This window comes from Rhodoligotrophos sp. CJ14, assembly GCF_038811545.1.
In the GTDB taxonomy this organism is placed as follows: domain Bacteria; phylum Pseudomonadota; class Alphaproteobacteria; order Rhizobiales; family Im1; genus Rhodoligotrophos; species Rhodoligotrophos ferricapiens.
Map to the genome: position 1 here is coordinate 4,725,363 of NZ_CP133319.1, position 24,998 is coordinate 4,750,360.

21 protein-coding genes are annotated in these 24,998 nt (G+C 63.3%); 17 read left to right on the top strand and 4 right to left on the bottom strand.

Translation table 11 applies throughout. The features are described 5' to 3' along the window. Positions 1-2: 2 nt before the first annotated feature. On the bottom strand, positions 3-965 hold the full coding sequence (locus tag RCF49_RS22035; RefSeq protein WP_342641927.1) for a homoserine O-succinyltransferase: 963 nt from the start codon (positions 963-965) through the stop codon (positions 3-5). A gap of 227 nt (positions 966-1,192) precedes the next feature. On the opposite strand from RCF49_RS22035, the gene RCF49_RS22040 reads away from it, so the two are divergent. From RCF49_RS22040 to ftsA, 16 genes are all read left to right on the top strand, one after another. Beyond that, positions 1,193-1,486, top strand: a complete 294-nt coding sequence (locus tag RCF49_RS22040) for a hypothetical protein (protein WP_342641928.1) — start codon at positions 1,193-1,195, stop codon at positions 1,484-1,486. Between the two features lie 77 nt (positions 1,487-1,563). Next, the gene (locus tag RCF49_RS22045; protein ID WP_342641929.1) at positions 1,564-2,058 is read left to right on the top strand and encodes a hypothetical protein; all 495 of its coding nucleotides are present in this window, start codon (positions 1,564-1,566) and stop codon (positions 2,056-2,058) included. Between the two features lie 237 nt (positions 2,059-2,295). Further along, positions 2,296-3,321, top strand: a complete 1,026-nt coding sequence (rsmH, locus tag RCF49_RS22050; RefSeq protein WP_342641930.1) for a 16S rRNA (cytosine(1402)-N(4))-methyltransferase RsmH — start codon at positions 2,296-2,298, stop codon at positions 3,319-3,321. Further along, complete coding sequence (gene ftsL, locus RCF49_RS22055) at positions 3,315-3,665, top strand: cell division protein FtsL (RefSeq protein WP_342641931.1); 351 nt, start codon at positions 3,315-3,317, stop codon at positions 3,663-3,665. The genes rsmH and ftsL overlap by 7 nt, the downstream gene beginning before the upstream one ends. Next, positions 3,662-5,392, top strand: a complete 1,731-nt coding sequence (locus RCF49_RS22060) for a peptidoglycan D,D-transpeptidase FtsI family protein (protein ID WP_342641932.1) — start codon at positions 3,662-3,664, stop codon at positions 5,390-5,392. Before ftsL ends, RCF49_RS22060 begins: the two co-directional genes overlap by 4 nt. A gap of 53 nt (positions 5,393-5,445) precedes the next feature. Further along, positions 5,446-6,915: a UDP-N-acetylmuramoyl-L-alanyl-D-glutamate--2,6-diaminopimelate ligase gene (locus RCF49_RS22065; protein ID WP_342641933.1), complete on the top strand. Its 1,470-nt coding sequence runs from the start codon at positions 5,446-5,448 to the stop codon at positions 6,913-6,915. Further along, positions 6,908-8,332: a UDP-N-acetylmuramoylalanyl-D-glutamyl-2,6-diaminopimelate--D-alanyl-D-alanine ligase gene (locus tag RCF49_RS22070; RefSeq protein WP_342641934.1), complete on the top strand. Its 1,425-nt coding sequence runs from the start codon at positions 6,908-6,910 to the stop codon at positions 8,330-8,332. The genes RCF49_RS22065 and RCF49_RS22070 overlap by 8 nt, the downstream gene beginning before the upstream one ends. A gap of 68 nt (positions 8,333-8,400) precedes the next feature. Beyond that, positions 8,401-9,489 carry a phospho-N-acetylmuramoyl-pentapeptide-transferase gene (mraY, locus tag RCF49_RS22075; protein ID WP_342641935.1) on the top strand — a complete coding sequence of 363 codons (1,089 nt, stop codon included), beginning with the start codon at positions 8,401-8,403 and terminating at the stop codon, positions 9,487-9,489. A gap of 4 nt (positions 9,490-9,493) precedes the next feature. Next, complete coding sequence (murD, locus tag RCF49_RS22080) at positions 9,494-10,906, top strand: UDP-N-acetylmuramoyl-L-alanine--D-glutamate ligase (RefSeq protein WP_342641936.1); 1,413 nt, start codon at positions 9,494-9,496, stop codon at positions 10,904-10,906. Then, positions 10,903-12,069 (top strand): putative lipid II flippase FtsW, encoded by a 1,167-nt coding sequence (ftsW, locus tag RCF49_RS22085; protein ID WP_342641937.1) that lies wholly within the window; start codon positions 10,903-10,905, stop codon positions 12,067-12,069. Before murD ends, ftsW begins: the two co-directional genes overlap by 4 nt. Beyond that, positions 12,066-13,259 (top strand): undecaprenyldiphospho-muramoylpentapeptide beta-N-acetylglucosaminyltransferase, encoded by a 1,194-nt coding sequence (gene murG / locus RCF49_RS22090; protein ID WP_342641938.1) that lies wholly within the window; start codon positions 12,066-12,068, stop codon positions 13,257-13,259. Before ftsW ends, murG begins: the two co-directional genes overlap by 4 nt. Beyond that, a complete protein-coding gene (gene murC, locus RCF49_RS22095; protein WP_342641939.1) occupies positions 13,256-14,659 on the top strand; it encodes a UDP-N-acetylmuramate--L-alanine ligase in 1,404 nt (467 codons plus the stop codon). The genes murG and murC overlap by 4 nt, the downstream gene beginning before the upstream one ends. Beyond that, entirely contained in the window at positions 14,656-15,600 is a 945-nt protein-coding gene (murB, locus tag RCF49_RS22100) for a UDP-N-acetylmuramate dehydrogenase (protein WP_342641940.1), read from the top strand. Before murC ends, murB begins: the two co-directional genes overlap by 4 nt. Beyond that, positions 15,601-16,524 (top strand): D-alanine--D-alanine ligase, encoded by a 924-nt coding sequence (locus RCF49_RS22105; RefSeq protein ID WP_342641941.1) that lies wholly within the window; start codon positions 15,601-15,603, stop codon positions 16,522-16,524. Further along, positions 16,512-18,140 carry a cell division protein FtsQ/DivIB gene (locus RCF49_RS22110; protein ID WP_342641942.1) on the top strand — a complete coding sequence of 543 codons (1,629 nt, stop codon included), beginning with the start codon at positions 16,512-16,514 and terminating at the stop codon, positions 18,138-18,140. The genes RCF49_RS22105 and RCF49_RS22110 overlap by 13 nt, the downstream gene beginning before the upstream one ends. A 38-nt stretch (positions 18,141-18,178) precedes the next feature. Next, entirely contained in the window at positions 18,179-19,492 is a 1,314-nt protein-coding gene (ftsA, locus tag RCF49_RS22115) for a cell division protein FtsA (RefSeq protein WP_342641943.1), read from the top strand. Positions 19,493-19,521: 29 nt separating this feature from the next. Here ftsA and RCF49_RS22120 read toward each other — a convergent pair whose 3' ends face one another. The 3 genes from RCF49_RS22120 to RCF49_RS22130 all read right to left on the bottom strand — a co-directional run bounded on the left by RCF49_RS22120 (position 19,522) and on the right by RCF49_RS22130 (position 22,721). Beyond that, positions 19,522-20,553, bottom strand: coding sequence for a hypothetical protein (locus RCF49_RS22120; RefSeq protein ID WP_342641944.1), 1,032 nt, complete (start codon positions 20,551-20,553; stop codon positions 19,522-19,524). A gap of 79 nt (positions 20,554-20,632) precedes the next feature. Then, complete coding sequence (locus tag RCF49_RS22125) at positions 20,633-21,328, bottom strand: AIM24 family protein (protein ID WP_342641945.1); 696 nt, start codon at positions 21,326-21,328, stop codon at positions 20,633-20,635. 136 nt (positions 21,329-21,464) lie between these two features. Further along, a complete protein-coding gene (locus RCF49_RS22130; protein ID WP_342641946.1) occupies positions 21,465-22,721 on the bottom strand; it encodes an FAD-dependent oxidoreductase in 1,257 nt (418 codons plus the stop codon). A 460-nt stretch (positions 22,722-23,181) separates the two neighbouring features. Here RCF49_RS22130 and ftsZ point away from each other — a divergent pair, with 460 nt between their 5' ends. After that, the gene (gene ftsZ / locus RCF49_RS22135; RefSeq protein ID WP_342641947.1) at positions 23,182-24,894 is read left to right on the top strand and encodes a cell division protein FtsZ; all 1,713 of its coding nucleotides are present in this window, start codon (positions 23,182-23,184) and stop codon (positions 24,892-24,894) included. The last annotated feature ends 104 nt before the right edge of the window (positions 24,895-24,998 follow it).

The following is a 24,998-nucleotide window of genomic DNA, read 5'->3' on the forward strand; positions in this document are numbered from 1 at the left end:
CGTCAAGACGCGCGCCGCACCGGCTCATGCGTGACGACGGGCGCCTTGGACGTGCCGATCTCGTCGATATTGAAGGGCGTGGTCTGATAGACCTCGTTGATCCAATTGCCGAACAGCAAATGCGCATGGCTGCGCCAGCGGTTCTCCGGTGCCGCATATGGGTCATCGTTCGGATAGTAGTTGCGCGGCAGCTTGATGGCCTTGCCCGCATTGCGGTCGCGCCAATATTCATCACCCAGGCTGCGGCTGTCATATTCCAGGTGATTGAACATATAGAGCGCGCGGCGCGGCGCATCATGCAACAGGCAGAGCCCGGCCTCGTCCGACTCCATCAGAACTTCTATTCCCGAGGACTTCGGCAGATCCTGGCGGCGGTTCTCGGTCCAGCGCGATACCGGCACCGAGAAATCGTCGGAAAAGCCGCGCAAATAGGGCGATGAGGGCTTCAGGTTCTTGTGCCGGAACACCCCGAAGGCCTTCTCCTTCAATTCATACTTCGGCACACGGTGGAAATGCCACAGGGCGGCCTGTGCACCCCAGCAGACGGCGAACAGCGAATGCACATTCGTCTGCGTCCACTCGAAGATCCGCGTAAGCTCTCGCCAATAGGTGACCCGCTCGAAATCGAGCAGCTCCACTGGCGCTCCCGTGATGATGAAGCCGTCGAACTTCTCTTCCCGCAGGCTCTCCCAGGGGCGATAAAAGGTCAGCATATGCTCGGCGGGTGTGTTCTTCGGCGTATGGCTCGACAGGGACATGAGCGACAGCTCGACCTGCAGCGGGGTAGCGCCGACAAGCCGGGCGAACTGAGTCTCGGTCCGCTCCTTGTTGGGCATGAGATTGAGGAGCGCGATGCGCAGCGGGCGCACATCCTGCCGGATGGCGTCATCCTCGGTCATGACCATCACGCCCTCGCTCTCGAGGGTTGCTCGTGCGGGCAGATGATTGGGGATCTTGATCGGCATCCCAAAAGCCTTTCCTCAAGCCTGCTCAATATGCAGCGGGCGGGGTCCCGTCATTGCGGTTGATTTAGGACGTTCACCGTCCGCCCGCAAGTCTAAGCGTTTTCCGGGCCCGGCCCGCAGCCAGGACAGCATGGTTGCGAAGGCTTTACCGAAATCTGGGATCATCCCCCGGCCTGCATCATGTGGATGTGGGGTCCAAATGTCCGAGTTCGGATCTGGAGGAAGAGATGAATTTCTCGAAATTGACATGGGCCGCCGTGCTTGCTGCGGCGATCATGTCCAATGCCGCAACGCCGATGCCGGCCCAGGCACACGGCCATGGCGGCGGTGCCTTCGTGGGTGGTCTTATTGCAGGGGCCGTCGTAGGCGGCGCAGTTGCTGCCGCGTCCAGGCCCTATCCCTATTACCACATGCACCCTCGCGCCTATTACGGCCCGGGCTGCGGTTACTATCCCTACCCGCCTTGCGCGCCGGTCTATGCGCCACCGCCTCCACCTCCGCCTTATTACTATCCGCGCTGAGCAGCGCGTGAGCGAATGTCTGGAACCTATAATGGTGCGGGCCGTCAGGCTCGACCATTGATCGAGGATCGAAAGTGATGATCAGGTTGATGTTGGCTGCAGGACTTCTGTCCGCGGCGTGTCTCACTCCGGCTTTGGCGCAAAACCCCGGAGGCAAAGCAGGCGGCGCTCAGCCTGCCCACCCGCACCATGCGGCGATGGATGCGCAATCCAAGGAGAATCTCGAGGCACTGAAGCCGCTCGACTGCACCGTGCAACGGGTCGTGATCTGTGACCACAAGGGTGAATGCAGCAAGTCCGAGACCTTCGGTGAGATGCCGCTGCCGGCCAAGATGCTTGCCGATCCCCTGCGCCGGATTCTGGCCGGCGTGAGCAAGGATGGTCTGCCCCACCTCTCGGCCATTCACCTCTATGGCCAGAACGAGAACGATCTCACGGCCCAGGGCATGGATGGTGAGGTGAGCTGGATGCTGGTGGCCGACCGGAAGGACGACACCATGACCTTCTCCGCATCCTCCGATAACAAGATCATGACCGGCTTCGGCATCTGCAAGGACATCGACGAGCAGTAAGCGGGTGAAGCGCGCTCAAGAGCCGGATGGCAGGCGATACAATGGCGATCTGCCCGTTTCATCAATGGAACGGGCGAATTGGCAACACCGCGGACATTATCGTGGATGGACCGCTCGGGAGCGCTTTTGGCAACAAATTGTTAAGCCTGTGCAGCGCAGAGTGCTAGGCGCCAGTAACTGGCTGTTCTGCATTGGCTATTCTGGTCACGAATCCGGGCTGCCGTCGAGTTTTCTTTCATGCCTGCCTCAACGAACGAACAAAGATCGGGCGGCCATGTCCCGGTGCTCCTTGCCGAGGTGATAGGCGCTTTGGCGCCGGGGCCGGGGGAGATTTTCATCGACGGAACCTTTGGTGCAGGAGGCTATACCAGGGCCATTCTTGCAGCAGCACCCGACACGCGCGTGCTTGCGATCGACCGGGACGCGGATGCGCTCGCAGCGGGCAGGGCGCTTGCGCAGCAATTCGAAGGCCGGCTGTCGCTCATCCCAGGCCGGTTCAGCGAAATGGAGGCGCTGGCGCGCGCGGCGGATGCCCCTGAGGTCGACGGGGTGACCCTCGATGTCGGTGTGTCCTCCATGCAGCTCGACCAGCCTGAGCGCGGCTTTTCCTTTGTCGCCGATGGTCCTCTCGATATGCGCATGGGCAAGTCCGGTCCAAGCGCTGCCGATCTCATCGCCACCTGTTCCGAACGTCAGCTTGCCGACATCATCTTCCAGCTTGGCGAGGAGCGGAAATCGCGCACGATTGCGCGAGCCATCGTCAGGACCAGGACCCTCGCGCCCATCACGCGCACCCTTCAGCTCGCCGAGGTGATCGAGCGAGCCGTCGGAGGCCGGCGTCCGCAAGATCGCATTCACCCTGCCACCCGAACCTTTCAAGCCCTGCGCATCATGGTGAACGATGAATTGGGCGAGCTTGCCCGCGGCCTCAGCGCTGCCGAACGTCTGCTCAAGCCGGGCGGGCGGCTCGCGGTGGTGTCCTTTCACTCCCTTGAGGACCGGATCGTGAAGCGGTTCCTCAGCGGTCGCACCGGCCACAGTCCGCGCACATCCCGCCACTTGCCGGAGCAGCAACAGGTCTCGCCGAGTTTTGAGCCTATAGGTCGGGGCGCGATTGCTCCGGGCGAAGCGGAAGTCACAGCCAATCCCCGCGCCCGCTCTGCCAAGCTGCGTGCCGCGCGCCGCACGAATGCTGCCGCGATCCCGCTGGATCTCGCCGAGACGGGTGTTCCACCGATCGCATTGGAGCCGATGCCATGCTGAGGGTGATCAATGGCATTCTCGTCGTCTGTCTGCTCGCTGTGGCCTTCTGGCTCTATCAGCTTGAATATCAGGCACGCGTCGCCGAGGACCGGATCGCGACGATCAAGCGCGAGATGACCGGCGAATACGAGGCGATCAGACTGTTGCGGGCTGAATGGGCCAATCTCACCCGCCCTCACCGCATCGAGGAGCTTGCGCGCAAGCACCTGACGCTCGCACCGCTCAAGCCTCAGCAGATCATCGCCGCCCATGACCTGGCGACGGCCATTCCCGAATTCGACCGCTTCCGCCAGCCGGACCGCGATGGCGATCCGATTGCAAATCTTCTCGAAGGATTGGAATGATGGAGATGCGCACCCGCTCCAGCGCGCATGAGACAATCCAGGCGCTCACCGGACGCAAGCTGGCGGAATCGGCTTTTGGCATCCAGTTGAAGGGTCACAAGCGCGCGCGTCTCGTCATCATCTTTTTCCTGATCGCATTTTCCGCCGTGGCTGTCCGCTTGGGCCAGCTCACCATAGGCACGCCGCGCCCGGTCGAGGTGTCTCGCGAGCCCGGCGACAAGATCCCACGGCCCGAAATCGTCGACCGCAATGGTGAGCTCCTCGCCACCGACATCCAGGTCGCATCCCTCTATGCCGATCCACGCAAGATCATTGATATCGACGAGGCGGTCGAGCTCCTCACCGCCAATGTGCCCCGCATCGATGCGTCGGACGTGCGCCGTAAGCTTTCCGATCGCAAGCGTGCCTTCGTCTGGCTCGCCCGCCAGATCAGCCCGGAAGAGCAGGCCATCATCCACAATCTCGGCATCCCTGGCATCGGCTTCCGCTGGGAGCGGCAGCGGGTCTATCCCAATGGCAGGCTCGCATCCCATGTTCTCGGCTTCGTTGACATTGACAACCGGGGCATCGCGGGCATCGAGCGCTATCTCGATGATCAGGGACAGATCCTCGTTGCCGCCCTGGCTGACCCGCTCGAGGCGAAAACCGGACCGGTATCCCTGGCGCTTGATCTTCGCGTCCAATATGCCATGACCGACGAGCTGCAGAAGGCGATAGAGAAGTTCCACGCCCTTGCCGGCGCCGGCGTTGTGATGGACGTGCATACCGGCGAGATCATCGCCATGGCGTCCCTCCCGGACTTCAATCCCAACGATCCCCGTGAGGCGCTGGATAAGAACAATATGAACCGGCTGACCACGGCGGTTTATGAGATGGGCTCGACCTTCAAGACGGTCACCTTTGCCATGGCCTTGGATAATGGCGTGAGCATGCAGTCACGCTGGGACGCGCGTGGCTCGCTGGTCATCGGCCGCTCGCGCATCGGCGATTTCCGGGGGGAGAACCGAATTTTAAGTCTCCCTGAGGTCTTTACTTACTCATCGAATATCGGCACCGCTCGCATGGCACTGGACCAAGGCATAGAGAAGCATCAGGCATTCCTGCGCAAGCTCGGTTTCTTTGACCGGCTGCGCACGGAGATTCCGGAAACGGCCACGCCCCTGGTCCCGGCGCGTTGGGGCAAGATCTCCACCGCCACCATCGCCTTTGGCCATGGCATCTCGGTTGCGCCCTTGCGTCTTCTGTCGGCCGTCGCATCGTTCATGAATGGTGGCAGGCTGGTTCATCCGACCTTTCTCAAGCGCGATGCGAGCCTGATGGAAGATCAAGCACCTCAGGTGATCAAGCCCGAGACATCCGACAAGATGCGCTGGCTTCTGCGCCAGAATGCGCTGGTTGGCAGCGCGAAGAAGGCCAATGTCGAGGGCTATCGGGTGGGCGGCAAGACCGGATCGGCTGAGAAGGTTCTCAACGGCCGCTACAGCAAGGGCAAGAACGTCACCAACTTCATCGCCGGCTTCCCCATGGAGAAGCCGCGCTATCTGGTGTTCGTCCTGCTGGATGAACCGCAGGCCTTGAAAGAGACATATGGGTTTAGGACATCTGGCTGGAACGCTGTTCCCACGGGCGGCAAGATCATCGAGCGCATCGCGCCGCTATTGGATGTGACGCCGAAATTCGACGGCAAGGACACCAATTTGACCGTGGCCGGCGCCGCGTTTCAGTGAGCAGCGCGGGCCAACGAGGGGATGACTGCCCGATCGGGCAACGAGGAGGGGCCATGCGGCTCGACGCAGTGATCGGTTCTGATGCCAGGCTCGAGGCGGCTCATGCCGCGCTCGAGGTGAAAGGGCTCACGGCAGATAGCCGGGCGGTTGCGCCCGGCTATCTGTTTGCGGCGATCAAAGGTGTGAAGGCGGACGGTGCCGCTTACGTCCCGAGCGCGCGGGCAAAAGGTGCAATTGCAGTACTCGCCGAGCAAGATGCGGCGATCGACGCCGGCGAGCTCCCGGTAATCCGCGTGTCCAATCCCCGAGCGACCCTTGCGCGTGCCGCGGCCCGCTTCTATGGCGCCCAGCCCGAAACCGTCATTGCCGTGACCGGCACCAATGGCAAGACTTCGGTTGCAGCCTTCACCCGCCAGATCTGGGCCCATCTCGGACAGGCGGCGGCGAGCATCGGTACGGTGGGCATCATCTCGCCCAAAGGCCAGCGTAAGCTCCAGCACACGACACCCGACCCGGTCGAGTTGCAGGAGGTCATGGCGGATCTTGCCCGTGAAGGGGTAACGCACGCGGCGATCGAAGCCTCGAGCCATGGCCTTGCCCAGCACCGTCTCGATGGGCTGACCCTTCGAGCCGGAGCCTTCACCAATATCTCGCGCGATCACCTCGATTATCACCCCGATTTCGAGGACTATTTCTCAGCCAAGCTGCGCCTGTTCACCGACCTTCTCCCGGCGGGAGCCGCAGCGGTGATCAACGCGGATTTTCCGGAAGCCGAGCGTGTGATCACGGCAGCCCGCGCCCGGGGACTAAACGTGACGACCGTAGGCCATAAGGGCGAGACCATTCGCCTCCTGACGCAGCAGCGCAGTGCAACCGGCCAGGCCCTCGCCCTCTCGATTGAGGGAGAGCGCTTCACGCTCGACCTGCCGCTCGTGGGAGATTTCCAAGCCTCCAACGCTCTCGTTGCCTTGGGGCTTGCTCTTGCCACGGGCGTCAAACCAGGCGAGGTGATCCCGGCGCTCGAGCATCTCAAAGGCGCAACGGGCCGGCTTGAGCATGTCACAAGCCTCAATGGTGCCCAGGTCTTTGTCGATTTTGCCCATACGCCCGATGCCTTGGAGAATGCGATCACCGCGTTGCGGCCTTATGCGGCCGGCAGGGTGATCGTGGTGTTCGGGGCGGGCGGCGACCGCGATCCCGGCAAGCGGCCGCAGATGGGGGCGACGGTTGCGAAATTTGCGGATCTGGCGATCGTCACTGATGATAATCCAAGGTCGGAGGATCCGGCGAAGATCCGCGCGCAAGTGCTGGCCGGCTGCCCCGGCGGGATCGACGGCGGTGACCGCCCGAGCGCCATCCGTCTCGGGCTCACCATGCTGAAGCCTGGCGACATTCTGGTCGTCGCCGGCAAAGGCCATGAGACTGGACAGGAGATCGCCGGCCGGGTGCTGCCGTTCAGCGATCAAGAGGAAATACGATTGGCAGCGCAGAACTATAATAAGAGCGAGGTCGCGAATGGCTGAACCACTCTGGACACTGAGCGAGATCGTGAGCGCCACCGGCGGGCAGGTCATCGGGAACGCCCCGGACAGCTACAATGGTGTGTCGATTGACAGCCGCACCTTGAGCCAAGGCGACATATTCGTCGCGATCCGCGGTGACACTCACGATGGGCATGACTTTGTTTCCGCCGCTCATCAGGCCGGTGCCGGTATCGCCATCGTCTCGCGCGTGAGCCCGGCAATCAGCGAAGGTGGAGCTGTACTGCTCGTCGATGATCCCCTGCGCGCCCTTGAGCGCTTAGGAATCGCGGCCCGCAATCGGTCGGAAGCCAGGATTATCGGCGTCACCGGCAGCGTCGGCAAGACCGGCACCAAGGAAGCCCTCCGCCTCTGCCTGAGCGCATCGGGCGAAACCCATGCCTCCGCCGCCTCCTACAATAATCACTGGGGCGTGCCCCTGTCGCTTGCCCGCCTGCCGAGATCGGCGCGCTACGGCGTCTTCGAGCTCGGCATGAACCATGCGGGCGAAATCACCCCGCTGGTCGCCATGGTGCGTCCGCACATCGCGATCATCACCACCATCGCCCCGGTCCATATCGGCCATCTCGGCAGCCTCGAAGCGATCGCCGACGCCAAGGCCGAGATCTTCTCGGGCCTTGAGCCCCAGGGCATTGCCGTTCTGAACCGTGACATTCCGCAATACGGTCGGCTGAAAGATGCGGCCTACGCTGCCGGTGTCGAGCGGATCGTCACTTTCGGCGAGCATGCTGAGGCGGATGCCCGCCTGGAGCATGTCCGGCTCAAGGAAACATGCTCGGTCGTTGCCGCCAGCATATTGGGCGATGCGATCACCTATCGGCTTGGCGCGCCTGGTCGCCACATCGCGCTCAACAGCCTGGCGGTGCTGGCAGCTGTAAAGCTTGCCGGCGCCGATCTGGCACTATGCGCCCTAAGCCTCGGCAGCCTCGAGCCGCCAAAAGGGCGGGGCGCCCGTTTCAAGCTGCGCGCCGCAGGTGGCGAGATCACGGTCATCGACGAAAGCTATAACGCCAACCCTGTCTCCATGAGCGCCGCACTGGCGCTGCTCGGCCATACTGCACCGGCCAGTGGCGGCCGCCGGATCGCAGTGATGGGCGACATGCTGGAGCTGGGGCCGCAGTCCCGGCGCTTCCATGGTGACCTCGCGGCGGCCATCGATGCGGCGGGCATCGACATGGTCTATGCCTGCGGTCCGCATATGAAGTCCCTTTGGGATGCGCTTCGTCCGGACCAGCGCGGCTATTACGCGGCGTCATCGCAGGATTTGGTGGATCCCTTGCTCGATGGCGTACGTGCGGGCGATGTCATCATGGTCAAGGGCTCGCTCGGCAGTCGTATGGCGCTGCTGATCGAGGCTCTCCGCCGGAATTTTGCTGCAATTGAGGCCGATGCCGCCTGAGGACGGCGCACTGGACGTGTCACACCGGACCGCGTGGCGCCAAGCCAGCCGGCCGACGGGGAACTGAAATGCTGTATTACCTGCTGGCGGAACTCGGCGGACCCTTTCCCGGTCTGAACGTCTTCCGCTACATCACGTTTCGCACGGGCGGTGCGATCATGACCGCGCTTGCCTTCGTGTTTCTGTTTGGGCCGAGTCTGATCTCCCTGCTGCGGGTCAAGCAGGGCAAGGGCCAGCCGATCCGCGAGGACGGGCCTCAGCGCCATATTCTGGAGAAGCAAGGCACGCCGACCATGGGCGGCCTCATGATACTGTCGGGCATCCTGGTTGCAACCCTCCTATGGGGTGATCTCGGCAATGCCTATGTCTGGATCGTGCTTCTGGTCACCTTGGGTTTCGGCGCGATCGGCCTTTATGACGATTATCTCAAGGTCACCAAGACATCCGCCAAGGGCTTTTCGGGCCGCTTCCGCTTGGCTTTGGAATGCATGATCGCCGGTGCCGCCACCTATGCCATTATTAAGGTGGGTGAGGCACCGCTCTCCAGCTCGCTGACCTTTCCCTTCTTCAAGGACGTGGTCGCGCATCTCGGCTGGTTCTTCATCCTGCTCGGCGTCTTCGTGATCGTGGGCTGCGGCAACGCGGTCAACCTCACCGACGGGCTGGACGGGCTTGCCATCGTGCCGGTGATGGTGGCAGCCGCAAGCTTCGGCCTCATCGCCTATCTCGTCGGCAACGCGGTCTTTGCTGATTATCTGCAGATCCATTTTGTGCGTGGCACCGGTGAGCTTGCCGTGTTCTGCGGCGCGATCCTCGGGGCAGGGCTTGGCTTTCTCTGGTTCAATGCGCCACCCGCCATGATTTTCATGGGCGACACCGGTTCGCTCTCGCTGGGCGGTGCCCTCGGCGCCGTTGCTGTCGCCGCCAAGCATGAGATCGTCCTCGCCATCATCGGCGGACTGTTCGTGCTTGAGACCGTGTCCGTCGTCGTTCAAGTCGTGTCCTTCAAGCTCACCGGCAAGCGCGTCTTTGCCATGGCGCCGCTTCACCACCATTTCGAGCAGAAGGGTTGGAAGGAGCCAACCATCGTGATCCGCTTCTGGATCATTTCGGTGCTCCTCGCCCTGATCGGGCTCGCCACTTTGAAGCTGAGGTGAGGCGATGATCCCCGCGACCTGCTTTGCCGGGAAATCGGTCGCCGTCTTCGGTCTCGGCGGCAGTGGACGCTCGGTTGTTCGCGCGCTGGTCGCCGGTGGCGCCGATGTTTCCGCCTGGGATGACGGCGATGCAACCCGTGAGGCGCTCGAGCTTGAGGGCCTCCCCATCATTGACTTGAGTGCGGCGGATTTCTCGCGCTTCGATGCTCTGGTCTTGAGCCCGGGCGTGCCGCTGACCCACCCCGAGCCGCATTGGACGGTGCGCAAGGCACAAGCCGCCGGCATCGAGGTGATCGGCGATATCGAGATCTTCTTTCGCGAACGCGCGGCCCTCGGCGTGAAGGCACCCGTGGTTGCGATCACCGGCACCAATGGGAAATCCACCACCACCGCCCTCTGCGGCCACCTTCTGAAGTCGTCCGGCCGCGACGTGGAGGTGGGGGGTAATATCGGGAAGGCGGTGCTGGACCTGGCCCCGCTCGCCGATCATCGCCATTACGTGCTGGAACTCTCCTCCTATCAGATCGACCTCGCCCCGAGCCTGCATGCCAATGCGGCGATACTGTTGAACATCACGCCCGATCACCTCGACCGCCATGGCAACATGGAGCACTACGCCGAGGTGAAGGCGCGCATCTTCTCCAACCAGACTGCTGACGATACGGCAATCATTTGCGTTGATGATGATTATACCCGCGCCATTGCCGAGACCCTTGCCCACGGTCCAGCCAAGCTCAGCCGGGTGACGATCGGCCGGCCGATCAACGATGGCATCTCGGTCATCGAGGGGGTGCTCAGTGAGCGCGAGAGGGGAGACGTGATCACCACGCTTAATCTGGTCGGGCTGAATGCTCTGCGCGGCAGTCACAATTGGGAGAACGCGGCGGCAGCGTATGGCGCCATGCGGGCGATGGGGCTGAGGTCCAAGGATATCGAGCAGGGCTTCGCGAGCTTTACGGGCCTCGCCCACCGCATGCAGGAGATCGCGCGGATCGGCGATGTGCGTTTCGTGAACGATTCCAAAGGCACGAATGCGGACGCGGCAGCGCGGGCCCTGGGTTCGTTCGAGAATATCTACTGGATTGCGGGCGGGCGCGCCAAGGCGGGCGGCATCACCAGCCTCGCGCCCTTCTTCCCGCGGATCGTGAAGGCTTATCTGATCGGCGAGGCCGCGCAGGAATTTGCAGCGACTTTGGAGGGCAAGGTGCCCGCGATGCTCTGCGGGACGCTCGATGTGGCTGTCGCTGCGGCAGCAAGGGACGCGCTGACCGAGGGGCGGGACGAGCCCGTGGTTCTGCTCTCGCCCGCCTGTGCCTCTTTCGATCAGTTTCGGAATTTTGAGCTGCGTGGCGAGGCCTTCTGTGCCGCTGTGTGCAAGCTGGATGGTGTCGTGATGGCGAAGGGAGTTGCGGCATGAGTCTCATCAGTCGGGCCGACCGTGGTCTGATCGCCAACTGGTGGTTTACAGTCGACCGCTTGTTGCTGACGGCACTTCTCATGCTGATGGTAATCGGTGCGCTTCTGTCGATGGCCGCAAGCCCGCCGGTGGCCGAGCGCCTCAATGTGAATGCGTTCTACTTCTTTCACCGCCATCTTGTCTTTCTGGTGCCGGCGGTCATTGCCCTGGTGGCGGCCTCCTTCGCCACCCCGCAGCTTGCGCGCCGCGTCTGCCTGGCGATTTTCGTCGTCGGCGTGGTGATGATGGCGCTCACCTTGGTGATCGGCCCCGAGGTCAAGGGTGCCCGGCGCTGGCTGGAAATCGGGCCGATCTCGCTCCAGCCGTCGGAATTCGTGAAGCCGGCCTTTGTGGTGCTCGCCGCCTGGTTCCTGTCGGAAGGGGCGCGCAACCGCACCATCTGGGGCTATCTCATCGCCACGGGCATGCTGGGCATTGTTGCAGGTCTTCTCGTTATGCAGCCGGATTATGGCCAGACGATCCTGATCGCCGCCGTCTGGGCGGTGATGCTGTTCCTGACCGGTATCTCCTGGTTCTGGATCTTGGGGCTGGGCTGCCTCGGGGTCTTTGCCGGCACGATCGCCTATGCGACAGGCGACCATTTCGCCTCGCGTATCGACCGCTTCCTCAATAAGGACGCAGGCGACACGTTCCAGGTGGACCGGGCGATCGACGCTTTTGCCCATGGCGGGCTCTATGGCGTTGGTCCAGGCAGCGGCACGGTAAAGGCCGTCATTCCCGACGCCCATAGCGACTTCGTCTTTTCGGTGGCCGGCGAGGAATTTGGCTTCATCGTTTGCCTCGGCATCCTCTTGATCTTCGCCTTCGTCGTGATCCGCGGCTTGCGCCATTGCCTGAATGCGCAGGATCCGTTCTGCGCACTTGCGACAGCTGGCCTTGTCTCCGTCTTCGGCTTCCAGTCCTTCATCAATATGGGCGTGAATGTCTCGCTTCTGCCCGCCAAGGGCATGACCTTGCCGCTTGTCTCCTATGGTGGCTCCTCGCTTGCGGCCATGGGGCTCGGCATGGGGCTCATGGTGGCTCTCGCGCGCCGCACGCCCATGGGCCATATGCCCAATCAGGCCAATATGGCCGTAGGGCTCGCCGCTATGGGACGATCATGATGGGAGAGTTGAGGGATAACCAGATAAAGCCGGTCGTGGCGCTTGCCGCGGGCGGCACCGGCGGGCATCTCTTCCCCGCCCAAGCCCTGGCGGAGGTGCTGAGCGAACGCGGCTATGCCGTGCATCTGCTGACTGACCAGCGCGGGCTCGATCACAGCAGCCGCTTTCCAGCTCACATGGTCCATGTGATCCCGTCCTCCACCATCGTGACCTCCAAGCCGGCAGCTGTGCCGGGCCAGCTCATGGCTTTGGGCCGTGGTTTCATGAAAGCGCGCCGCAGCCTTGCTGAGATGCGCCCCGTCGCCGTGGTGGGCTTCGGCGGCTATCCCTCTCTGCCGCCCATGCTGGCCGCCTTGTCTCTGCGTTTGCCCGTGTTGCTCCATGAGCAGAATGCGGTGATGGGCAAGGCCAATCGCATCACTGCACCCTATGCCCGGCATGTGGCGACCGCCTTCCCGGAGGTCACCCGAGTGCCGCCCAAGGCGAGGGGCAAGCTGGTGCTCACCGGCAATCCCGTGCGCGCTGCGGTTCATGCGGCGCGGGCCACTCCCTTTGCGCCGCCCTCGGCGGACGAACCATTCCGCCTGCTAATTTTCGGCGGCAGCCAGGGCGCGCGGATCTTTTCCGACGTGGTGCCGAAGGCGCTGGCCGAACTGCCGGCGGCCACCCGCCGTCAGCTGCGCGTCGTGCAGCAGGCCCGTCCGGAGGATGCCGAGCGCGTTGAGCAAGTCTATCGCGAGGCGGGAATTGAGGCCGAGGTCAATCCGTTCTTCAATGACATGGCTGAGCGCATCGCCAAGGCTCATCTCGTCATAGCGCGCGCCGGAGCCTCGACCGTCAGCGAACTTGGGGTGATCGGCCGCCCGGCGGTGCTCGTGCCGCTTGCTCAATCCCTGGAGGGAGACCAGATGAGCAATGCGAAACAGTTTGCCGCAGCCGGTGGCGGCTGGGTCATTGAGCAATCGGGCTTTACAGTCGAGCGCGTAACGAGTCTTTTGCTCACTCTGCGCTATGACGATGCTGGTCTGAGCCGAGCGGCCGCGGGGGCTGCGAGCTTCGGCCGTCCGGATGCAGCCCACAGGCTTGCAGGATTGGTGGAGAGCATCGCCCGGGGAGCAGCATCCGGCGCCAATGCACCTGCCGAAACGCGCAACCTGGTTGAAGGCGCAACCCAGAAGGAGAGCCTATGAAAATACCGCGCGATATCGGCCCCATTCACTTCGTCGGCATCGGCGGCATCGGCATGAGCGGCATCGCCGAGGTGATGGCGACGCTTGGCTATCCCGTGCAGGGCTCGGATCTCTCGGCCAATGCCAATGTGGAGCGTTTGCGCGGCCTAGGCATACCCGTGGCGATTGGCCACGACGCTGGCAATCTGGGCGATGCGCAGGTCGTGGTGATTTCATCGGCCGTGAAGCCTGACAACCCCGAAGTCATCGCCGCACGCGAGCATTTCCTCCCCATCGTGCGCCGCGCGGAAATGCTGGCCGAGCTCATGCGCTTCAGGACCTGCGTGGCGGTTGGCGGCACCCATGGCAAGACCACCACCACATCCCTCGTCGCTTCGCTGCTCGATGCGGGCGGCATGGACCCGACGGTCGTCAATGGCGGCATCATCAACGCCTATGGCACCAATGCACGCCTGGGCAAGGGCGACTGGATGGTGGTGGAATCCGATGAGTCCGACGGCACTTTCGTCAAGCTGCCCGCGGATGTGGTGATCGTCACCAATATCGATCCTGAGCATCTCGACCATTACGGCAGCTTCGATGCTGTGAAGGCAGGCTTTCTCTCCTTCGTGCAGAACATTCCCTTCTACGGCTTTGCCGTCATGTGCATTGATCACCCCGTCGTGCAGCAGCTGATCGGGCAGGTGACCGATCGGCGGGTGATCACCTATGGCCGCAGCCCGCAGGCGGATGTGCGCATGATCGAGAACAATTTTTCGGGCGGCATGAACCGGTTCACGGTACGCTTTCTCGATCGCCGGAGCGGCGCGCGCCATACGATCGAAGATCTGGCCCTGCCCATGCCCGGCGAGCACAACGCCCTCAATGCGACAGCGGCGATCGCGGTCGCCCGTGAGCTCGGCATGTCCGATGAGAACATCCGCGCGGGTCTTGCCAATTTCACTGGTGTAAAGCGTCGCTTTACAAAAACCGGGGTCTGGAACGGCGTCACCGTCTATGATGATTATGGCCATCACCCCGTGGAGATCGCGGCTGTTCTCAAAGCCGCCCGCCGGGTTGCCGACCGCCGGGTGATCGCGGTCATGCAGCCCCATCGCTATACCCGGCTGCGCGATCTGTTCGATGATTTCTGCACCTGCTTCAACGATGCGCATAGCGTGGTCTTGGCGCCCGTCTATTCCGCCGGCGAACAGCCGATTGAGGGCGTCACTCACGACGCGCTGCTCGAGGCCATGCGCGCGCGCGGCCATCGCGGTGTGATGAAGATCGATGGACCCCACGAGCTTGCCCCAATGATCGGCAGCATGGCCGAGCCAGGCGATATCGTGGTGTGCCTTGGGGCCGGCACCATCACGCAATGGGCCTATGCCCTTCCTGGTGAGCTGGAGCGATTGGGATGACCGTCATGATCGATGGAGAGGCGTTGCTCAAGAAATTGCCGCCTGTGCGCGGCCGCATCATCGCCAATGCAGCGCTGGCGGAACTGACATGGTTCCGCGTCGGAGGGCCGGCCGAGATCCTGTTCACCCCCGCCGACGAGCAGGACCTTGCAGACTTCCTGCGCAATTTGCCGCAGGACATTCCCGTAACACCCATTGGCGTCGGCTCGAACCTCCTCGTGCGCGATGGCGGCGTTCCCGGTGTGGTGATCCGGCTTGGCCGCGGTTTTTCTGACATCAAGGCGGAAGAAGGGGACCGGCTCAGGGTTGGCACCGCTGTGCCCGATGTGCGCGTCGCCCGTGCAGCACTCGATCATGGTATCGGTGCGTTAACCTTTTTTAGGGGGATACCGGGCACCATAGGTGGCGCGCTGCGAATGAATGGCGGTGCTTATGGCCGTGAGACCAAGGATGTTCTGGTCGAGGCCCGGGGTGTGGATCGGGGCGGGAATATCGTGACGCTGGCGACTGCCGACATGCACATGACCTATCGCCATTGCGGCGCGCCCGAGACTATTATCTTCACGGAGGCGCTTCTCCAGGGCGAGCCGGGCGATCCAGAGCAGATTGCAGCCGACATGGCGGCGATCACCGAGGCCCGCGAGCGCACGCAGCCGATCAAGAGCCGCACCGGCGGGTCCACCTTCAAGAACCCTCCGGGACAGAAGGCTTGGCAGCTCATGGACAAGGCCGGTATGCGCGGCTTTGCCATCGGCGGCGCACGTGTCTCCGAGCTGCACTGCAACTTCTTGATCAATGAAGGCGGCGCCACCGCTGCCGAAATCGAGGCCTTGGGCGAGGAAGGACGCCGGCGCGTGCTGGAGACCTCGGGCGTGACGCTCGAATGGGAGATCAAGCGTATCGGCATACCTGCACCCGCACTCCAGGCAGGGGAGAGCTGAATGCCCAAGCATGTCGCGGTCCTCATGGGTGGATGGTCGGCCGAGCGCGAAGTGAGCCTGAATTCCGGCGCGGCTTGCGCGGCAGCGCTCGAGCGCGCCGGCTATCGCGTCACCACGATTGATGTGACCCGCGACATCGTCCGCCAGCTCGATGCGGTGAAGCCCGATGTGGTATTCAACGCGCTCCACGGCAAATGGGGCGAGGATGGCTGCGTGCAGGGCGTGCTTGAGACATTGCAGCTGCCCTATACCCATTCCGGCGTGCTTGCATCGTCCCTGGCCATGCACAAGGCGAAGGCAAAGAGCGTCTTTGCCGCCGCAGGCCTTCCCGTGGCTGAAAGCGTGCTCGCCCCGGTGGAAGAGGCCGCCCGGGCCCATCTGATGGGACCGCCCTATGTCATGAAGCCCGAGTCGGAAGGCTCGAGCGTCGGCGTCTATATCGTGCCTAAGGGCAGCAATCGGCCGCCTCAGGACATTCTCACCGATCCGGCCTTTGCCGGCGATCAGGTGATGGTCGAGCGCTATGTGGCCGGTCGCGAGCTCACCTGCGCCGTGCGTGGCGAAACAGCGCTCGGCGTCATCGACATCGTCGCCGATACCGGCGTCTTCTACGACTATCACGCGAAATATGCACCCGGCGGTTCGCGCCACATCCTGCCTGCCAAGATCCCGGCGGATGTTTACCGCCGCGTCCAGGAGATTGCGCTGGCCGCCCACCAGGCCTTGGGCTGCCGTGGCGTGAGCCGCGCTGACTTCCGCTACGACGACACACCCGGCGGGACGGGCGAGCTCATCCTGCTTGAGGTGAACACCCAGCCGGGCATGACCGGCACCTCGCTTGTTCCCGAGCTCGCAGCTCATGATGGCATGAGTTTCGAGGAGCTCGTTTCCTGGATGGTGGAAGACGCATCATGGGGAAGGTGAGCGCCTCCGATTGGATTAGGAGAAGTGCTGAATACCCGACGGACGGTGCGCTGGCTCTGTTGCCGCCCCGCGTGAAGACCATTCGCGCAGGTTCTGCACAGGCTGCAAAGCCGAAGCTGCCGCCGGTGGCGGCTGCCGCAGGGCTGGCAAGCGCGACCCAACCCTCCGCGCCGGATTTGCCGCCCGTCGCAAAGGCAGCAAAATCTGAAAAATTCGACGTGGCGCCAACCTTTTTGCGGTCAGGTGTCGGCCTGCCACCCGTCGCGGCTGCGGCGTCGAGCAACCCCGGCGATGCAAGCCCAGGCTCCCGCGATATGCGAGCACCTGCAGTAACACCGGACCTGGGAACGCCGTCGGGCGAGCCCAAGCTCGCCGCCAAGGATGGACCGCGCCTGCCCCCGGCTGCGGCCGCCGCCGGCAAATCGGGACAAGGCAATATAGGCGCAGGCGACATCCCGTCTGTGGTATCGCCGGTACGGGAACCCGCGCTAACCACCAGCAAGGAAGCACCGCGCCTGCCGCCAGTTGCCGCCGCGGCGGGAAAGGCAAGCATGGCGTCAACAGAGCCGCCGGTTGCCGCCGCAGCGGGAGGCGCCACCCGCACATCAAGACCGTCCGAATTGCGTGCCGAACGCGCGAGGGAACCGGAGGCATCCCCCCGGGCCAAGACCCGGATGGAGGCACTGGTTGAGCCGCGGCCGGCACCAGCCAAGATTTCGCGGCCGCAATTCGAGCCCCTGCCGGTCCAGCTGCCCTCTCATGAACTGGTGACCAAGGTCACCCGGCAGAGGCGAACCGATCCGCGGGAGCGGGCACGCGGCCGGCTCATTGGCGATATCGCCCCCGCGACCTTCCTTCTCGTGAGCCTCATCGTCTCGCTCGTGATGGGCGGACATTTCGAGGAGCGGGGCGGCTCGTTACGCGGCCTGGTGAATGCGACCGCATCTCTCATCGGCCTTTCGGCGGATGATGTGCGCATCACCGGCCTCGATCAGCAGACCCCTGAACAGGTGCTTGCCGCGATCGGTGTCGAGCAAGGCGGCTCGCTCATCGGCTTCGATGCCAATGAGGCCCGCAAGAAGCTCGAGCAGCTGGACTGGATCTCCCATGCCTCCGTCTTGCGCCTGTTTCCCAACAAGCTGCTGATCGATTTGACTGAGCGCCATCCTTTTGCGCTCTGGCAGTCGGATGGCGTCTTCAAGGTTGTAGACAAGTCAGGCATCCCCATGCCGAGCCTCGAAGTGCGGGCCTATCGCAACTTGCCCATCGTGGTGGGCGAGGGGGCAAATCTCGCCGCGTTGGATCTTGTTAACCATCTGGAAGCCCAACCTGACATAATGTCTCTCACGCGCGCCGCCGTGCGCGTGGCTGACCGTCGATGGGTTCTTTACTTGCACAATTCCATCAAGGTGGATTTGCCCGAGGAGCAGATCGATGAGGCGCTGGTGCTGCTCAAGACGTTGATCGATCGTTACGGGATCATGACCCGGGACATCGTCAATATCGACATGCGACTTCATGATCGGGTGGTGGTCAGGATGTCGGATGAGGCCGCCGAGAAGCTGAAGGCGCAAGAGAAGACGTCAAAGCCCGTCAAGGTCAGCCAAAGTCAGTAATGTAGTGTTTTAGTGAGTAGGGCGGGGGCGCCGGCTTCATGAACGTGGTTCCGTTGCACGCGCGTAAAAATTCAAATCGTCACCGGCCCGCACCAAGTTCGCCGATCATTGCCGCGATCGATGTGGGCTCGACGAAGATCTGTTGTCTGATTGCTGAGGTTCGGGCAACCCGCAATCGCAGCTTCGGCGGTGAGAAGACCCATACGCTCAATGTCCTTGGGGTTGGACATCAGGCGGCGGCCGGCATCCGGTGCGGCTCGATCACCGATATTGATCAGGCGGAGATTGCCGTACGACTGGTGGTCGATGCGGCCGAGCGCATGGCCGGCATCAGCATCGATCAGGTCTATGTCAATGTATCCGGCGGGCGACCGCGCTGCGAGGCGGTGACCGGCGAGACCCGGGTGAGCGGTCGTGAGGTGGCCGCCCATGATGTCGAGCGCGCGATCCAAGTGGCAGGTGAGCGCATTCACGCGCCCGGTCGCGTCGTTCTGCACACGACGCCGGTTCAGTATACCCTCGATGATGTCCGCGGGATCCGTGACCCGCGGGGCATGTTCGGCGAGCGGGTTGGGGTTGATCTCAATGTCGTGACCGTCGAGCCGGGGCCATTGCGCAACCTCTCGCTTGCCATCGAGCGCTGTCATCTCGACATCGCCGGCCTCGTGATCGCGCCCTACGCCGCAGGACGCTCGGTCCTCGTCGAGGACGAGATGGCCATGGGTGTGACCTGCATCGACATGGGCGGCGGCACCACCTCTGTTGCCGTTTTTGTCGAGGGAAATCTGGTCTTTGCCGATGTCGTTCCGATCGGCGGCCACCACATCACCAACGACATCGCCCGCGGCCTCTCGACCCCGATCGCCCATGCCGAGCGGATGAAAACCCTTTACGGCTCCGCCATTCCGAGCGCATTGGATGAGCGGGAATTGCTCTCCGTACCGCTGGTCGGCGAACGCGGAACTGACACGGTCTACAAGATCCCGCGCTCCATGTTGACCGGCATCATTCGCCCGCGGCTTGAGGAGACATTCGAGCTGATCAAGGACCGGCTGCAGGCCTCGGGCTTTGCGCGCTTGGCGGGGCGGCGGATGGTGCTCACCGGTGGCGCCTGCCAGATGACCGGTGCCCGCGAGCTTGCGAGCCAGATCCTCGATCGGCATATCCGGCTGGGCTTCCCGCAGGCCCTCAACGGCATGCCCGACGCCTTGCGCAGCCCCAACTTTGCGGTGGCATCAGGCCTTCTCGCTTATGCCTTGAAGCCCGACGAGAGCATAATGGTCACGCCTAGCCGCTCCCAGGGCAACGGCTACATGCACCGTGTCGGCCGCTGGTTCCGCGAGAGTTTCTGAGCGGTCCCACAGCATTTCGAGTGGAATGACTAGCGCTGGCGGAACCCGGCATATCCGCCATCGGCGTCATAGAGCACGTCGAAGCCATTGAGGATATGCAGGCTGGTATTGACGAAAACGCGGCTGGGCGACACCCGCAGATGGATCGCGCTGGGCGCGAGGGACGACGCCCCATCATCCGCCGAGAAACTGTAGAGATCTTGAGCCTGCTCTGCAGGACCGACCTGCAGCGACACCGTGGTGCCCGGCGGCAATGAGCCCTCATTATCCCCGGCCTGTGCCGGTGGCAGGGTCACGAACATGGCCGCGACCCCGCTATCGACGAGCATGGTACCGCATGCCGGCGGGGTCTGGCCATTGATCGAGATGCAGCCCGGTATCCCGGCCCAGTCGTCCACCTTCTCTTGTCGGGCAAGCTTCACGAACCGAAAGCTGCCCTCGGTATTGGCGGCGGTGAGCCCCACATGCGCTCCCTGTTGGGTGAGAATATAACCCTTTCGCAGGCTGCGGCCCTCATGCGGCTTGAGATTGAGGAACGGGTTCTTGTCGGGCGTGCCTTGCGCCTGAGCATCATGCTCACGGGCAAAGCCAATGCCGATCATCGCAATCCCGTGCGGGTCATCGCTGGGCGTGCAGTCGCGTGCCGTATCGAGACAATCAACTTCCGTGACCGCGAGCACAGGCAGGGGCGAGGTTGAGATGCTTGCACCATCCGCGCCTTCGATCGTGACCGGCGTCGTCACCCACTGGCCCCGCATGATCCGTCCGGAGCTGGTATAGGTGATCCTGCCTTCCCCGGTGCTGGGCAGAGACTGCCAGTCGGGGATGAGATCGGCGGCAACGACAATCCCCGTTGAGCCCGAATCCATGACCGCAGGGATGACGCGTCCGCCGAAGGAGAGGCCGAGCCGTGGCGGCCGGGTGAGATCCGATCCATCCGCATTGAGATAGGGGAGGAACCGCCCCTCGTTGAAGCCATGATAGTCTGGCGGGCTATCGCTCGCCGTGCCTGGTGAGGCAGTCACCATGAGCGAGAGGCAGGTGCCGAGGAGAAGCGGCACGGAGCAAGCCTCCCTCGCGCCTCGCCTGGAATGGTGACCGCGTGGCATGGCGTGAACTCCTGTTGGATAGGGGGACAATTTAGCCGTGCTTGGCTGGAAGATAGGGGCTGACCGCGTGAGCAACCCCGGCCGGCGTGAGTGTCTGCAGCCAGATCCGTCCGGGTCCGGTAAGTTTGGCAAGGAACAGGCCATCGCCACCGAACAGGGCGTTCTTGACCCCCGGCATGGTCGTGATCTCGAAGCTTACCCGGTCCTCGAACATTCCGACATGGCCGGGGTGAACGAGGCAGGTATCGCGCGCGCCAAGGTCATAGGAGACGACCTCCCCGCCGAGTTCGATCCAGGCCGAGGCCTCTCCAGTGAGGTGCTGAAGGATGAAGCCTTCTCCGCCGAACAGCCCAGACCCGAGCGAGCTTTGGGCCGCGGTTGCAATCGAGATGTCGGGCGTTGCGCAGATGAGGCCGTGCCGGTGCACGAGATAGCCCTGATCGTTCTGCAGCTTGATTTCGGTAATGTTGCCCGGCAGCTTCGCGGCGAAAGCCACCATGCCCGGTCCCTGACCCGCCCGAAACTCGGTCATGAACATCCCACCGCCGGAGACCGCGCGGCTGACCAGGCCCCAGACGCCGGTGGCCCCACCACCCGCCGTCGTGGTGGTCAGGTGCACATCACCCATCATCCAGGACAACTGGTCGGGAGTTCCCACCACCTGCTCGCCCGCATCCAGCTGGATCTCGAGGACCGGCAGGGTGGAGCCAATGATTTTCGTTTGCATGCAGCCTCTCATGCGTTGGATGTGGCACCATCCCATGCGGCAATGGCGCGCACAATGACACGTTCGCGGTGCTCGCGGGTTTCAACCCATGAGGTTAAGAGATGCTTCCCGCAAAGGGCTTGGGCCTCGTCGCTGCTCATTGCGTGTCGGCTGCGGGCCGCCCTCCGCCCGAGGCAAGAACATCGGGCGTGCGGATATGTTCCGGCCGCACGCCCAGACCGAGAAGGCGTGCGGGCAGGCGGCTGAGCACCGGCAGCTCCTGAAAGACACGCAGCGGCAATGGGATTTCGGGCAGCGTCTTGCTGGCGAGCAGCGGTTTCAGCAGGCGATCCTGGATGATCAGCTGCAGTTGCTGGGTGACCCGCGTCGGCCACATGCGCCGTCTCTGCACGGCCTCGAGAGCATCTTCGATCGGCCCGCCCGAGCGCAAGGGTTCCGCAAGCGCATTGGCGGCAGCGACCGCATCCTGAACCGCCAGATTGACCCCGACGCCGCCGATGGGTGACATGGCATGCGCCGCATCCCCAATGCAGATGAGCCCTGGCCGCCACCATTTCTCCAGCCGGTTGACCTGGACCGTGAGAAGCTTGATGTGCTCCCAGTCATTGAGTTCCTGCGTGCGCCCGGGCAGGTTTGGCAGGAGGCTTTGGATGGTCTGCCGCAGCTGCTCGAGCCCCGCCGTCTTCACGGCCTCGAATTCCCCCTTGGGAATGACATAGGCGCATTGCCAGTAGTCGCCCCGGTTGATCTGCACCAGGAGGTGGCCCGCCGCAAACCGGCCCATTGTGGCCGGTGCGTCATCGAGCTTTCGTGAAAGCCTGAACCAGAGCACGTCGATGGGCGCGCCGAGCTCCTGCGGGATCAGGCCTGCCTTCTTGCGCACTGTCGAGGAACGCCCATCCGCACCGATCACGAGGTCCGCCATGACGCGGACCGAGCCGGATGCCACACTGGCCGTCACGCCGCGGACGACATCCTTCTCGATGATGAGATCATCGACCTCGCCCTCCATGAGCAGCCGGAACGTGGGATAATCCCGGGCCTTGGTCGCGAGAAAGTTGAGGAAATCCCATTGGGGCATGATCGCCAGAAACTTGCAATGGGAGGGAAGGTGGCGGAAATCGGCGATCTGGACCTCCTCATCCCCGAACACGGCACTCAAGGTTTCCGCCGCGTTGTGAGGGACCTTCAGGAAATCCTCGATGAGGCCGAGCTCATACATGAGTTCGAGCGTCGAGGGATGGATGGTGTCGCCGCGGAAGTCGCGGAAGAAATCCTGATGTTTCTCGAGGACCACCACGTCGACGCCGGCCCGTGCCAGAAGGAAGCCGGCCATGAGCCCGGCGGGGCCGCCCCCGGCGATGCAGCACTGGGTGGTAAGTTCCTGGGTCATGCCCAACCCTTCCTAGGCAACTGCAAGATGGCGCAGGACGACAGTCACTAGACCATGTTGTCAGAATCCGGACAAGCAGCCTGGCTCGGCGGCATGGCGCGGATCTTAACGATTGCGGTTAATGAATCCCTGACCCCTGGGCCCATGTGGTTCCAGCACGGCGGCTGCTTGCCGTGGTCGACCGGCGATGCCGGCGAGGTCAGAACAGCATGGATTCACAATGAGAACGCCGCGATGAGCCTCGGATTGGCCGTGAAACCCTCGGCCTCGCCCGAGGCGAATCAGCGGGGTGCGAAGGCCGGGCCAGCAAGGCTGAGAGCGCGCTGAGAACACGGCAGGGTTAACGGATTGCTGATGGCCTGCCCCAAATTTGTGCGCAAGGTAAAGCAGCGTTAACGATTTATTATCAAGTTGGTAACAAATGTAGAGGGAGAGGCTCAAAGAAAGCGGACGCCATCCCATGACCATCAGCTTGACAGTTCCCAACCTTGCCGAACTGAAGCCGCGGATTACCGTCTTTGGCGTAGGTGGCGCCGGCGGGAACGCGGTCAACAATATGATTCAGTCCAAGCTCGACGGGGTCGAGTTTGTGGTTGCGAACACGGATGCTCAGGCCCTGTCGCAGAGCGCGGCCGAGCGTCGTATTCAAATGGGCACAGCCCTGACGCAGGGCCTGGGCGCTGGCTCGCAGCCGCAGATCGGCGGCGCTGCGGCCGAAGAGGCCCTGGCCGAGATCCTCGACCATTTGGCCGGGGCTCACATGTGCTTCATCACCGCGGGGATGGGCGGCGGCACGGGCACGGGGGCAGCGCCAGTCATTGCGCGTGCGGCCAAGGAGCAGGGGATTCTCACGGTCGGCGTCGTGACCAAGCCCTTTCAGTTCGAAGGCCAGCGCCGGATGATAACGGCTGAGCGGGGTATTGAGGCCCTGTCGAAGCACGTGGATACGCTGATCGTCATTCCGAACCAGAACCTCTTCCGCATCGCCAATGAGAAGACCACCTTCGCGGCTGCTTTCGCGATGGCCGATCAGGTGCTCTATTCCGGCGTGGCCTCGATCACCGAGCTGATGACCAAGGAAGGCCTGATCAATCTCGACTTTGCCGACGTCCGCGCGGTGATGAGTGAGATGGGCAAGGCCATGATGGGCACGGGCGAGGCGGCTGGCGACAAGCGCGCCATTGAGGCGGCCGAGGCGGCCATCTCCAATCCGCTTCTCGATGACGTCAGCATGCGCGGGGCGCGCGGCCTGCTGATCTCCATCACCGGCGGCCATGATCTCACCCTGTACGAGGTCGACGAGGCGGCAACCCGCATCCGCGAGGAGGTCGACCCCGAGGCCAACATCATTCTTGGTGCCACGTTCGATGAGTCTCTCGAAGGTGTCATGCGGGTCTCCGTGGTGGCGACCGGCATCACCGATCCGGCCATGGAAGGCACGTCGCACGATTACGACGCTGATTTCGGTCATGCACCTGAGCGGTCGAGCTATGGTTTCACCTCGAAGGGCACACCGCCAATTCCCGCGCCCCAGCCGGTCGTGCGCGAGCCTCAGGCAGTCATCCGTGAGCCGCAGCCCGCACTGCGCGAGGCCGAGCGGGCGCCCGAGCCGCAGCCGCAAGCCTACAATCCGCAGCCCGCTCCTGCCCGCGATCCTGAGCCCATGGCGATGGAGCCGGCCTATTCGGTCGCCGATCATGAGGCGGCCATGGAGCAGGATTACCGCGACGATGATCATGCTGTAGCCGATCAGCACTATGCGAACGCGCCGCAGCCCCCGCTGCACCAGCCGCAGTCTCAGGCTGCCTTCCGCGCTGCGCCCCAGCCGCCGGCCGCGCCGCGCCTGCCGAGCATTGAGGATTTTCCGCCCCACGCGCAGCGCCAATATGCACAGCGCAACGCCAATGTGGAGGATCTGAACGCCCACGCCTACAAGAAGCGCAAGAGCCTGTTCGAGCGGCTGGCAAGCGTGGGTCTTGGCCGCCGCGAGGAGGAAGAGGATGAGCGTTCTGCGAAGTCCGAGCCGGCCATGACCTCCCGTCGCGACATGCGGCCTGCGGTCGCGGAGCAACCTGGCCTTGGCAACGCCCCCGCTGCCGATCAGGGCGGCCACCTTGATCTCGATGACGATCAGTTGGAGATCCCGGCTTTCCTGCGCCGACAGGCCAACTGACGCCGGTTCTGCCTTAGCTCTGTGCCATCTGAACCCGGCGGACAAACTTCCGCCGGGTTTGTCGCCTTTAGCATTGGCATGATGATCGACTCATTGCCGGGGGG